The sequence below is a fragment of the Nonomuraea sp. bgisy101 genome (assembly GCF_057708945.1).
Genome location: NZ_JBYITD010000030.1, coordinates 15335 through 27703, shown reverse-complemented (window position 1 = coordinate 27703; position 12369 = coordinate 15335). Strand labels below are relative to the sequence as shown.

Sequence of the window (12369 nt, the reverse complement as noted above, 5' to 3'; positions counted from 1 at the left end):
GTCAAGAACAGTGACGACCCACAGGATATTCCACGCCATCAAGCACGGTAAAGGGAGGGCAAAAGAGAGGGCGCCCCGGGGTCGGGGGAAACGCCCGGGACGCCCCTGGCGAGCGTTGCCCAGCGGGGGGACGGGCACGCCCGCGGCATGGTCAAGCGGTGGTCGACGCGCCCCCGATCAACTCACCAGTTCACGCCACCGCTCTATCCAGGTGGCATAGTCAGTGCATTCCCCCTTCGGGGGTTTGCAATCCCCCGGTGGGCGTACCGCAAAGGTGACCTTTTCGAGCTTCTGCTCGTCGTCGACGCCGTACGCGTCGCAGATCCGCCTCAGCTCCTTCTTGCAGGCCTTGGGATTGGCGGGCGCGAGCCCCACCCACGCGGCCGCGTCGTGCTGGGTCTTGGACGTAACCGTCCAGCTCAGCCAGCGGTAGGCGCAGTCGAGGCTGGCGGTGTTCGTGCTGAGCATCCACGAGTCGACCCAGCCGGTGGTGGGCACGTCGAGCGCCTTGACATCCTTGCCCGCCTTCCGCAGCAGAAGCCTGAAGTACGGCGTGGCCTGCGCGATGTCGACCTTGCCCGTCGCGAACGCCCGCACCAGTGAGATCGGCTCCTTCCAGTAGAGCCTGTGCTTGTTGCGGCTCAGCAGCTTCACGGCCTCGTCGAGCTGCGCGGTGGTCAACTCGAAGGGGTCGGCCACCTTCCCGGCGAGCGCGGCGTCGGCGACGCCCAGCGGGCTGTCGGGCAACGCCGACCGCTGGCTGTCGTACAGGTCGAGCGCGTCGCGCGGCTTGACCTTGGCGGCGTCGTAGATGATCTCGTTGACGCCCCACAGGTACGGCACGCCGTACACCTTGCCGCCGGTCTTCGTCTGCTCGCGCAGGTGCTCGGTCAGCTCGTCGTACCCGGTGACCTTGGCGGTGTCGATGGGCTGCACCTGGTTCGCGGCGATCAGGCCCGCGGCCACCTCGGGGCCGGCCGAGATCACGTCGTAGGCCCGCTCCCCCACCTTGGCCTGCATCTCCTGCGCCGTCTGCACGACGTCGAGCCTGGCGATGCGGCAGCCGGTCGTGCCCTCGAAGTCGGTCACCCAGTTGGTGCCCGCCCCGCCCGACTCGGCGTAGCCCTTGTAGGTGAGGATCTGCAGGGTGCCGTCGCTCTGCACCGGGCTCGCGCTGGGGGTCGGCGGAGAGGTGGGCGTGGACCGCTGCGACGGTGTCGCGGACGTGGAGGCCGGGCCGGCTGTGGGGGTGACCCGTACCGAGGTGGTGGTCCTGGCCGCGCCGGCACTCGCCGCGCACCCGGTCATCGCCATGCACGCCACGCCGGCGATCGCCATGACAGGTATGCGATGTCTCACGAAGTTCCCCCTTGTCCAGCCTGGAGCTTACCGGTGGCCGAGGACGGGGGCGCGCCTGCCGCGTCAAGGGGCGCGGGCACGCGAACGCCCCACGGGCACAAGGCTCGCGGGGCGTCGGGCGCGCTACTTGTTGGTCGGGAACCCGAGGTTCACGCCGCCGTGCGACGGGTCGAGCCAGCGGGAGGTGACGACCTTGCCGCGGGTGTAGAAGTGCACACCCTCGGCGCCGTGGACGTGGGTGTCGCCGAACAGCGACGCCTTCCATCCGCCGAAGCTGTAGAAGGCCATCGGCACGGGGATCGGCACGTTGATGCCGACCATGCCGACCTCCACCTCGTTCTGGAAGCGCCTGGCGGCGCCGCCGTCGTTGGTGAAGATCGCGGTGCCGTTGCCGTACTCGCCGCCGTTGATCAGCTCAAGGCCCTCCTCGTACGAGGAGACCCGTACCACCGACAGGACGGGGCCGAAGATCTCCTCGGTGTGCACGCGCGAGCCCGCGGGCACGTGGTCGAGGACCGTGGGGCCGAGCCAGAAGCCGGGGGTGTCGGTCGCCTTGCCGCCGCCGAGCACCTGGGCCTCGCGGCCGTCCACCACGAGCTTGGCGCCCTCGGACAGGCCGAGGTCCAGGTAGGAGGCCACCTTGTCGCGGTGCACCTCGGTGACCAGCGGGCCCATCTCGGAACGCTCGTCGTCGCCGGGGCCGATGGTCAGCCTGGAGACCCGCTCGGCGATCTTGTCCACGAGCTCGTCGCCGATCGGGTCGACGGCCAGGACCACCGAGATCGCCATGCAGCGCTCGCCCGCCGAGCCGAAGCCCGCCGAGACGGCCGAGTCGGCGACCAGGTCGAGGTCGGCGTCGGGCAGGACCAGCATGTGGTTCTTCGCGCCGCCGAGCGCCTGCACGCGCTTGCCGTGCGAGGTGCCGGTCTCGTAGACGTAGCGCGCGATCGGGGTGGAGCCGACGAAGGAGACGGCCTTGACGTCCTCGTGCTCCAGGAGGCGGTCGACCGCCACCTTGTCGCCCTGGACGACGTTGAAGACGCCGTCGGGCAGCCCGGCCTCCTGCCACAGCCGCGCCATGAGCAGCGAGGCCGACGGGTCCTTCTCCGACGGCTTGAGGATGAAGGCGTTGCCGCAGGCGATGGCGATGGGGTACATCCACATCGGCACCATGGCGGGGAAGTTGAACGGCGTGATGCCGGCCACCACGCCGATCGGCTGGCGGATCGAGTAGGAGTCGACCCTGGTCGAGACGCCCTCCGAGAAGCCACCCTTGAGCAGGTGCGGGATCCCGCAGGCGAACTCCACGACCTCCAGGCCCCTGGCGACCTCGCCGAGCGCGTCGGAGTGGACCTTGCCGTGCTCGGCGGAGATCAGCGCGGCGAGCTCGTCGGAGTGGGCGTCCATCAGCTCACGGAAGCGGAACAGCACCCGCGCCCGCTTGACCAGCGAGGCGTCACGCCATGCGGGGAAGGCCGCGACCGCGGCGGCGACGGCGGCGTCCACGTCGGCGACCGACGCCATCGCGACCTTGCCGCTGACCTCACCCGTGGCGGGATTGAAGATCTCGGCGGTACGGCTGTCGCCGTCCACGCGAGAGCCGTTGATCCAGTGGTTAACGAACTTCATCGTTGATGGTCTCCAAAGCGTTGACGATGATGCCGAGGCCCTCTGCCGCCTCGTCCATCGTCAGGGTGAGCGGCGGCGCCATGCGGATCGCCGTGCCGTACAGGCCGCCCTTGCCCGCGAGCAGGCCGAGCTTCTTGGACTCCTCCATGAACCGGCCCGCCAGCTCGGAACTGGCCAGCTCCACGGCGAACATCAGGCCCTTGCCGCGGACGGAGGTGACGATCGGCAGCCGCTTCGCGGCCTCGCGCAGCCCGTCGATGATGAGCGCGCCCGTCCTGGCGGCGTTGGCCTGCAGGTCGTGGTCGAGGACGTAGTCGAGGGTGGCGTTGGCGGCGGCCATCGAGATCGGGTTGCCGCCGAAGGTGGCCAGGCCGACCGCGTGCAGATTGTCGAGCAGGTCGCCGCGGGCCACGATGCCGCCGACCGCGAACCCGTTGCCCAGGCCCTTGGCGAACGTCATCATGTCGGGGGTCACGCCGTGGTTCTGGATCCCGAAGAACGCCGAGCCGGTGCGACCCCAGCCGGTCTGCACCTCGTCGGAGATGAACAGGATCCCCTCCTCGTCGAGCACCTCCTTGTAGGCGGCGAACAGGCCGTCGGGGGCCATGGTGAAGCCGCCCACGCCCTGGATCGGCTCGGCGATGAGCGCGGCCACGTCATTGGAGACGCCGGTCGCCAGCACGTGCCGCAGGTCCTCGACGCAGACCTTGATGTAGTCGGCGTCGGACAGGCCCGCGAACTGGGGCAGGTGCCGGTCGGCGCCGTGCAGGAACGTCGCGTTGACCGGCGAGTAGGAGTTGTTCTTCCACGCGCGGTTGGAGGTGACGCCGATCGCGCCGAAGGAGCGGCCGTGGTAGCTCTGCCGCATGGCGAGCACCTGGTCGGACTTGCGCGCGTAGGTGGCCAGCAGCAGGGCCGTCTCGTTCGCCTCGGTGCCCGAGTTGGTGAAGAACACCTTCGCGTCGGGGATGCCGGAGAGCCTGGCGATCTTCTCGGCCAGCTCGATCTGGCCGCGCAGCAGGTAGACGGTGCTGGTGTGCACGACGCCGGTGGCCAACTGGCGCTCGACGGCCTCACGGACCTCGGGCACGTCGTACCCGATCATGTTGGTGAGGATCCCTGCGAAGAAGTCGAGGTAGCTCTTGCCCGAGGCGTCGACGACACGGTTGCCCTTGCCGCTGACGATCTCGATGGGCTCGTTGTAGTAGAGGGCCACCCAGTTGGGGATTACCGCCTTGTGGCGCGCGAGAAGGTCCGACATGCTCCGAGTATCGCGGTTATTCACCGCACATCCCACCTCCAACCTGTCGGCATGACGCGACATCCGCTTACACTCTGCGCAGGAAGAATGTGTCAGGACATAAGGACGTTGAAGGCGACAAGGCCGGGCGCGCGGCCGAAACCCCTTGCGCCGCCGGGGCCGCCGGTGATCGCCCAGGTCAGCCAGGAGCCCCTGGCCCCCTAGGGGATGTCCCGTGCGCCTGGCGATGTACGCCCTTATCGCCCCCTACATCGCGAGAGGCATGGCGAAAGCCCTCCCGCGGCGGACGCCCCCGCAGGGCCGCATCGAGCACCATCGGGTCATCGACGACAGAGGAGACCCGAGATGACCATCACGATCGACCGCCCCGAGGCCCCCGCGGGACCCCCCAAGCTCGACCGCGAGGCGCTCCGCAGGGCGCAGCAGGAGACCCTGGCCACCCCCCGCATGGACTACAGCCTGCTGGCCAAGATGATGTTCAAGCCCGTCGACCTCATGTACGGCAAGCAGGGGTCGTTCACCAAGTTCGCGATGCTGGAGATCATCGCCCGCGTGCCGTACCAGGCGTGGGAGCGGGTGGGCTACTGGGCCGTGCACCGCTACGCGGGCAGGTCCGACCTGGCCAAGAGGGTCTTCGAGCGGATCGTCGAGGCCCGCTCCGACCAGGACAACGAGCAGTGGCACCTGCTGATCATGCAGGATCTGATCGAGCGCCACGGGATGAGACAGAACTGGCTGCTGCACAAGGTGGCGCCGTGGTTCATCTCGTTCTTCTACTACCACGTCTCGTGGGCGTTGTTCCTGTTCAGGCCCGAGGCCAGCTACCGGCTCAACGCGGAGTTCGAGGACCACGCCGAGCACGAGTACATGAGGTTCGTGGCGGAGAACCCCGACCTTGAGTTCATGCCCGACCCCGGGACGTACGCGGACGAGTACGGCCGCTACCGGTCGGTGGCGGACCTGCTGCGGCAGATCGGGCACGACGAGCGGGTGCACAAGCTGGACAGCCTGGAGAACGTCAAGGACCCGCGCTACGCGCCCGCCCGATGACGTTTCACGGGTCCCCGCCCGAGGGTCAGACCTCGGCGGGGACAGGGGAGACGGGGGCGGAGGGGCGCAGGACCAGCAGGGCCAGGCAGGCCGCCGCGAGGCAGGACGCCGCACCGATCCACGCCCCCGTGGCCATCGCCGTGCTGAAGGCATCCCTTCCCGCCGCCGCCACGTCGGGGGCGAGCCGCACCGCCTGGGCGATCGACTCCCTGGCCGCCTCGGGCGCCGACTCGGGCATCGACGAGGTGTACACCCCCGCCAGCACGCTGCCCAGAGCGGCGATGCTGAGGGCCATGCCGACCTGCTGGATGGTGTCGTTCAGCGCGGACCCGACGCCCGCGTGCTCGACCGGCACCGCCCCCATGAGCGTCGCGTAGGCCGCGGGCCCCGCGATCCCGCCGCCCGCGCCCATGATCACGAAGGCGGCGAACAGCGACCAGTAGCCGCCGCTCATGGCCATCACCACGAACGACAGCCCCATGACCAGGATGCCCACGACGATGAGCGTCCTGTTGCTGACCTTCTGACCGAGTCCCGCGCCGACGCCGTTGAAGACCGCCGCCGAGATCGCGTACGGCAGCAGCGCCACTCCGAGCTGCGCCGCGCCGTACTCGAGCACGAACTGCAGGTACTGCGTGAGCATCAGCATCACCGCGCCGGACCCGAACGACATCAGCAGGATCGAGAACGACGACCCGCTGAAGTTGCGGTTCCCGAACAGGCCGAGCGGCAGCATCGGAGCGGCCGTCCTGCGCTCCCACAGCACGAAGCCGGCGAGGGACACCACGGCCACGGCGATCATCACGGGGTTCCAGGTCCGCTCGATGACCACGTAGACGAGCGAGAACAGCCCGACGATCGACAGCACCACGCCGAGCGGGTCGAGCCTGCGGGAGGGCCCGCGCGTCTCGGGCATCAGGACGACGGCGGCGACGATGCCGATCGCCGCGATGGGCGCGTTCAGCAGGAAGACCGAGCCCCACCAGTAGTTCTCGATGATGAGGCCGCCCACGATCGGCCCCGCGATCACGCCGAGCATGGCGACGGCGCTCCACGCGGCCATGGCCTTGCGCCGTTCGTCGTCGTCGAAGGTCGTGATGAGGATGGACAGGGTCGAGGGCATGAGGATCGCGCCACCCACGCCCATGAGCCCTCTGGCCGCGATGAGCTGCCACGGTTCGGCGGCGAGGACGGCGATCAGCGAGGCGCCGCCGAAGATCGCCAGGCCGATGATGAGGAAGCGGCGCCTGCCGTACCGGTCGGAGAGGCTTCCGGCCGTGAGCAGCAGGCCCGCGAAGACGAGCACGTAGGAGTCGAGGATCCACTGGATCTCCGAGGGGCTGGCTCCCAGCTCCTGCATCAGGGTGGGGATCGCCACGTTGAGGACGGTGCTGTCCACGACCAGCGGCAGGAGCGCGAGGCACAGGACGACGAGAGACCACCAGCGTCGCGGGTCTCGTACAGCGTTCGAGTTCACTCGCACACTGTACGACGGGACTCGCACAGTGTGCGAGTCGTTTTATCCTGAAGGCGTGACCAGCAAGCAGTTCACCTCCGTGTGGGTCCGCGAGCCCAGGCAGAGCAAGGCGCAGGGGCACGGGCTCACCCGCGACCAGATCGTGCGCGCCGCGCTCGAACTGCTGGACGCGGAGGGCCTCGAAGCGCTGAGCATGCGCAAGCTCGGCGCCAGGCTCGGCGCGGGCGCCACCAGCCTCTACTGGCACGTCGCCAACAAGGACGAGCTGCTCGAACTCGCCTACGACGAGATCTGGGGCGAGATGCCGGTGCCCGACCCCGACGCGGTGGGCTGGAAGGACACCGCCTCCGCCTACGCGCACGGCATGCGGCGGACGATCCTGAGCCATCCGTGGGCCGCCGGCCTGATCGGCAGGATGCCCGCCATCGGCCCCAACTCGCTGCGCGCGGGCGATCTCCTGCGCAGAGCGCTCATCCTGGCCGGGTTCAGGGGGATGGAGCAGGACTACGCCGGATCGGCGATCACCGCGTTCGTCATCGGCACGACCATTCCCGAGGTCGCGTGGCGCAGCCTGTCGCAGGAGGGCGCCTACGACGCCGCGAGCATGCGGGAGGTCGTGAGGAAGGCCGCGTCCGACTACCCCGACTTCGTGGCCCGCACCGACGACTACGAGGGCAGGGACGAGCGGGTCGTGCGCGAGATGAACTTCGACTTCGGCCTGCTGTGCGTGCTCGACGGCCTGGAGAAGCGGCTCGGCTCCTAGCGTGCAACCCGCGAGAGGGTCGGAGGCATCTTCCGGGGTGTGAAACCGATTCCCTGGGAGACCGATGAGCCTCGATGAGGAGTACACCACCTACGTGACCGGGCGGTCGTCCTGGTTACGGCGGATCGCCTACCTGCTGTGCCAGGACTGGCACCGGGCCGACGACCTGGTCCAGACGGCGATCACGCGGCTGTACGTCAAGTGGCGCAAGGCGCGCGTCGCCGACGATCTCGATGCCTACGTCCGGGTGATCCTGATCCGCGTCTTTCTCGCCGAGCAGCGGACGGCGTGGTTCTCCCGCGTACGGCTGACGGCCGCGCCGCCCGACCCGCCGCCGGGCGGCCACGATCGCGACACCGCCGTGGACCTGAGCAGGGCGCTCGCCGCGGTGCCGCCGCGCCAGCGCGTCACCCTGGTGCTGCGCTTCCACTGCGACCTGAGCGTCGAGCAGACCGCGGTCGCGCTCGGCTGCTCCACGGGGACCGTCAAGAGCCAGACCGCCCGGGGCCTGGCCGCCCTGCGCGCGACGCTCGACGCGCCGTACTCCCCTCTCTCGCACACGGACCTCTCGCACATGGAGGAGCGCTGATGGACACCAGGCACCTGTTCGACACGCTGGCCGCTCAGCGAGCGCCGCTCACGACGGTGGACGTGGGGCGGGCCGTCGCCGATGGACGCGCCATCCGCAGGCGCCGCAGGGCCGCCCTCACGGCGGGCGCGTTGTCGGTGTTGCTGGTCGCCTCGCTGACCTGGTTCGGCATCGCCCAGGCCGGAGGCGGCGGCGAGGTGGCCGTCACCGTGCACGGCGACGCGCTGCCCGCGTCAGGAGTGGGCCCGCTGCGCCACGCCTACTACGACTGGTGCGGGAAGAAGTGGTCTCCCGGCCAGGGCCGCGCCTTCACCGGCAGGGAATGCCTGCAGTGGCGGGTGGTGACACGCGACGGCCGGAACTACCGGATGCCGGAGGCGCTGAGCGTGTACACCGAGCAGACCGAGCAGAACTACATGAACACCGCGGCCCCCCTGGTCATCACCCCCGACGGGCGGCGGGTCGCCTACTACAGCGAGAAGGACGAGCGGTTCGCGGTCCGCGACCTGGCCGACGGCCGGGTCTGGCTGACCCCGCAGAAGGTGGACAGGAAGACGATGGTGAAGCACGGTGGCTTGCTGCGGCTGTCCCCTGACGGCCGTCACCTCGGGCTGAACGGCGTCGGCCTGCCGAACGCGGTCGTGGACGTCGAGACGGGGCACGTGACCGAGATCCCCGAAGGCTGGCAGGTGGTGAGGGTGCCGAGCGGCGGCGACCCGGTGGTCGTGGGAGACGAGAACAACCGGCTCGGACTGCTGTCCGGAGGGCAGGTGCGCGCCTTCAGCGCCCGCGACGCCGGCTTCAACGTCAGCGGGCCGGCGGCCGACGGGCGGACGCTGGCCTACCTGGGCGAGCGCGAGAAGACCGGCCGGGACAACGCGACGGGCGGCTCCCGCCCGGACCGGATCGTCACGATCGACGCCACGACCGGCACGATCACGAAGGAGGTCGCCTTCCGTGACGCGCCCAAGGACTTCTATCCGTGGCGTGTGGGGCACTGGGTCAGTCCCACGGAAGTCGCCGTCTCGGCCGTGCTGCGCGACCAGGCGTGGATGAAGGACAGGACCATCACCCCCACGCTGGGCGAGGCCGTGTACGCGGTCGACGTCGTCACGGGCCGGGTGCGCGAGCTGGGCGTCTATTCCTTCCGCGGCTGGTCGGGCGATGTGGTGACGCCGGGCTTCTGACCTGCTCGCACGAGTTCCCGCTCGCCGTCCCCGATCCTTCGGGTCGTCCCCGCGGCGTCGAGACTCTCCAGCAGCGGGATCGCGACGCGGCGGGAGGTCCCGAGCGCCTGCCTGGCCTGCGCCGTCGTGAACCTGCGGGGCAGCGTGGCGAGCACGGCGACCGCGCGCCCCACGGCGTCAGGAGGCAGGACGACGCCGGGGGCCAGGCGCGTGAGCCGCCCCGCGCTCTCTGCCGCGGCCAGAGCGCGGGCGTCCAGGCCGAGCTCGGTCAGCCTGGCACTGTCGGGAGCGGCGAAGGGCCCGGCCGCCCACGCGGCCTCCAGCGCGCGGACCGCCCGCTCGGTGGCCGGCGGCAGCGCCGGCCCAGGGGGTAGCAGCCGCCCCCGCGCCCTCCGCAACCGCTCGGCTGGAGCGGCGCTGTCGGCGAGCGCGTCCACCAGCGCCCTGTCCGGCAGCCCGAGCGCCTGCCGCGCGGCTTCCAGCGGGAGCCCGGGGTCCAGCGGGTCCTGTACGGCCCGCGCGGCGACGAGCCCGGTCAGCCGCTCCCGCCAGGCCGCCCACGCGTGGGGATCCACCAGCCACTCCCCCACGACGACCGCCCCCTCGGGGGTGGCCGTGGACGGGATGCCCATGGCCGTCAGGTCGGCCCGCGTGGCCAGGCCACGACGGCGCAGCTCGGCCCCGAGGTCGGCGCCGCCGTCCATGCCCGCTAGCGCCGCCGCCCGCAGCGTGGCCGCCTCTCGGCGCCGCAGCCCCGGCGGGCGGACGTCGAGGACGGTCGCGCCCCACAGGTGGCGGCTTCCCGGGTCGCGCAGCAGGGCGCGGTCGCCGATCCGCAGCGGGAGGGCGTGGGCCAGGACGATCCTGGCGCAGTCGTCGCCGAGCCGCCTGACGTTGGCGGGCACGGCGGTCGAGCCGACGTGCCACAGTGCCTGGCGCGGCAGCCGCCGCACCTCCTCACGGGGTGGCGTCAGCCGTACGTCGAGGACGGTCGTGGGCAGCCAGCGGCCGGGCGTGACCAGCACGTCGCCGCGCCGCAGGCCGTCGGCGGCGGCGCCGCGCACGTTGACAGCCACCCGTGCGGGCCCCGCGATCTCGTCGTGGGCCCGCCCGAGGCTGTGCAGCCCGCGCACCTTCAGCGCGGCCCCGCCGGCCTCCAGCGTGTCGCCGGTCGCGACCGTGCCCGCGCCCAGCGTGCCGGTCACGACGGTGCCGCGCCCCGCGACCGTGAACACCCTGTCGATCCACAGCCGCACGTCCGCCTCCGGCTCCGGGCCTGGCAGCCCCGCCGCCAGCTCGGCGAGGGCGGCGCGCAGCTCCGGCAGCCCCGCGCCGGTGCGCGCGCTGACGGCCACCGCCGGCATGCCCTCCAGCGTGGTGCCCTCGGTCCTGGCCCGCGCCTCGGCCAGCGCCGCGCCGGGTTCGGCCAGGTCGGACCTGGTGATCGCGAGCACCCCGTGGCCGATGCCGAGCGCGGTGACGACATCCAGGTGCTCCTGTGACTGCACCCGCCAGCCCTCGTCCGCGGCCACGACGAACAGCACCGCGGGAACCGGGCCCACGCCCGCCAGCATGTTGGTCAGGAAGCGCTCGTGTCCCGGCACGTCGACGAAGGCGAGATCGCCGGTCCAGACGAAGCCGAGGTCGATGGTCAGCCCGCGGCGGCGCTCCTCCTCCCAGCGGTCGGGTTCCATGCCGGTCAGCGCGCGCAACAGCGTCGACTTGCCGTGGTCGACGTGCCCCGCGGTGGCGATCACCCGCATACGGCCACCACCGCGTCGAACAGGACCTGATCGTCGGAAGGGGCCACCGCCCGCAGGTCGAGCAGCAGCCGGCCGCGCTCGACGCGGCCGAGCACGGGCGGCTCGCCCAGCCGCAGCACCGCGGCGAGCGACTCGTCCAGCGCGACCGCGGCGCTGGGCAGCTCGACGCACGGCGCCCCGCCGCCGCCCACACGGGCGACGCTGGCGACGGCCTCTGCCGCCAGCCCCTTGTCGGCCAGCCGTACGGCGAGCGTCCTGGCCCTGGCCAGGAGTTCGACCGGTTCGGCGTGCAGGGCGAGCGTCGTGGGCGGGGGCGGACCCTCGATCGTGGCCTCCAGCGCGGCCAGCGTGAGCTTGTCCACCCGCAGGGCGCGGGCGAGCGGGTGCCTGCGCAGCCGGTCGATCAGGCCGGCGCTGCCCAGCAGCAGGCCGCACTGCGGGCCGCCGAGCAGCTTGTCACCGCTGGCGGTGACCAGGTCAGCGCCGGCGGCGAGCCAGGTGGCGGCGTCGGGCTCGTCGGGCAGCGCCGGGTCGGGGCGCAGAAGGCCCGACCCCGCGTCGGCGACCAGCGGCACACCGAGCCCTGCGAGCTCGCCGACGTCCGGAGTCGCCGCGAAGCCCTCGATGCGATAGTTGGACGGGTGGACCTTCAGCACGAACCCCGTGTCGGGCCCGATCGCCTCGGCGTAGTCGGCGACGCTCGTCCGGTTGGTGGTGCCGACCTCGCGCAGCCGCGCGCCGGTCGAGACGATCAGGTCGGGCAGCCGGAACCCGTCGCCGATCTCGACGAGTTCGCCCCTGCTGACGACGATCTCGCGGCCCTGAGCCAGCGCCGTGGCCGCCAGCACGAGCGCGGCCGCGTTGTTGTTGACCACGTGCACGTCGCCCGCCCCTGGCACCGCGCGGGCGAGTGCCGCCATCGCCGCCCTCCCCCGCCGCCCCCTGCGCCCGGTGGCCAGGTCCAGCTCCACGTCGGTGGTTCCGGCGGCGGCCCGCACCGCCTCGATCGCCGTCGGCGACAGCGGCGCCCTGCCGAGATTGGTGTGCAGGAGCACGCCGGTGGCGTTGACGACCCTGCGCGGACCCGAACCGGTCAGCTCGTCGAGCGCCGACTCCACCACCTGGGCGGGCGTGATGACGCCCTGCCTGACGCGCCGCTGGGCGTCTCCGACGGCGGCTTTCACCCTGCCACGGCCCAGCCGCGCCAGCGCCTCGGCGAGCCGGGGATCGGCGAGCACGGCATCCGTTCGGGGGATGAGTCGGCGCGGATCGGTCATGACGATCAAGATAG

General features: G+C 71.4%; 10 protein-coding genes. 4 read left to right on the top strand and 6 right to left on the bottom strand.

The window, feature by feature from the left end:
- Positions 1–177 precede the first annotated feature (177 nt).
- From AC3EO4_RS41205 to AC3EO4_RS41195, 3 genes are all read right to left on the bottom strand, one after another.
- Positions 178–1359, bottom strand: coding sequence for an extracellular solute-binding protein (locus AC3EO4_RS41205; protein WP_431900972.1), 1182 nt, complete (start codon positions 1357–1359; stop codon positions 178–180).
- Positions 1360–1482: 123 nt separating this feature from the next.
- The gene (locus AC3EO4_RS41200; RefSeq protein ID WP_431900969.1) at positions 1483–2988 is read right to left on the bottom strand and encodes a CoA-acylating methylmalonate-semialdehyde dehydrogenase; all 1506 of its coding nucleotides are present in this window, start codon (positions 2986–2988) and stop codon (positions 1483–1485) included.
- Complete coding sequence (locus AC3EO4_RS41195; protein ID WP_379581927.1) at positions 2975–4249, bottom strand: aspartate aminotransferase family protein; 1275 nt, start codon at positions 4247–4249, stop codon at positions 2975–2977. The genes AC3EO4_RS41200 and AC3EO4_RS41195 overlap by 14 nt, the downstream gene beginning before the upstream one ends.
- A gap of 345 nt (positions 4250–4594) precedes the next feature.
- Between AC3EO4_RS41195 and AC3EO4_RS41190 the strand changes: the two genes are divergently transcribed.
- Positions 4595–5299 carry an alternative oxidase gene (locus AC3EO4_RS41190; RefSeq protein ID WP_379581929.1) on the top strand — a complete coding sequence of 235 codons (705 nt, stop codon included), beginning with the start codon at positions 4595–4597 and terminating at the stop codon, positions 5297–5299.
- 25 nt (positions 5300–5324) lie between these two features.
- Here the strand turns inward: AC3EO4_RS41190 and AC3EO4_RS41185 are convergent, their stop codons facing one another.
- Positions 5325–6776 carry an MFS transporter gene (locus AC3EO4_RS41185; protein ID WP_379581931.1) on the bottom strand — a complete coding sequence of 484 codons (1452 nt, stop codon included), beginning with the start codon at positions 6774–6776 and terminating at the stop codon, positions 5325–5327.
- A gap of 55 nt (positions 6777–6831) precedes the next feature.
- On the opposite strand from AC3EO4_RS41185, the gene AC3EO4_RS41180 reads away from it, so the two are divergent.
- The 3 genes from AC3EO4_RS41180 to AC3EO4_RS41170 all read left to right on the top strand — a co-directional run bounded on the left by AC3EO4_RS41180 (position 6832) and on the right by AC3EO4_RS41170 (position 9315).
- Positions 6832–7539 (top strand): TetR/AcrR family transcriptional regulator C-terminal domain-containing protein, encoded by a 708-nt coding sequence (locus tag AC3EO4_RS41180; RefSeq protein WP_379581933.1) that lies wholly within the window; start codon positions 6832–6834, stop codon positions 7537–7539.
- Between the two features lie 64 nt (positions 7540–7603).
- The gene (locus tag AC3EO4_RS41175; protein ID WP_379581935.1) at positions 7604–8128 is read left to right on the top strand and encodes a SigE family RNA polymerase sigma factor; all 525 of its coding nucleotides are present in this window, start codon (positions 7604–7606) and stop codon (positions 8126–8128) included.
- Positions 8128–9315: a hypothetical protein gene (locus AC3EO4_RS41170; RefSeq protein WP_379581937.1), complete on the top strand. Its 1188-nt coding sequence runs from the start codon at positions 8128–8130 to the stop codon at positions 9313–9315. The genes AC3EO4_RS41175 and AC3EO4_RS41170 overlap by 1 nt, the downstream gene beginning before the upstream one ends.
- Here AC3EO4_RS41170 and AC3EO4_RS41165 read toward each other — a convergent pair.
- Together AC3EO4_RS41165 and selA are read right to left on the bottom strand one after the other, a co-directional pair.
- Positions 9267–11078 (bottom strand): SelB domain-containing protein, encoded by a 1812-nt coding sequence (locus AC3EO4_RS41165; protein ID WP_431900964.1) that lies wholly within the window; start codon positions 11076–11078, stop codon positions 9267–9269. The genes AC3EO4_RS41170 and AC3EO4_RS41165 overlap by 49 nt on opposite strands.
- The gene (selA, locus tag AC3EO4_RS41160) at positions 11069–12355 is read right to left on the bottom strand and encodes an L-seryl-tRNA(Sec) selenium transferase (RefSeq protein WP_431900961.1); all 1287 of its coding nucleotides are present in this window, start codon (positions 12353–12355) and stop codon (positions 11069–11071) included. The genes AC3EO4_RS41165 and selA overlap by 10 nt, the downstream gene beginning before the upstream one ends.
- Between the last annotated feature and the right edge of the window lie 14 nt (positions 12356–12369).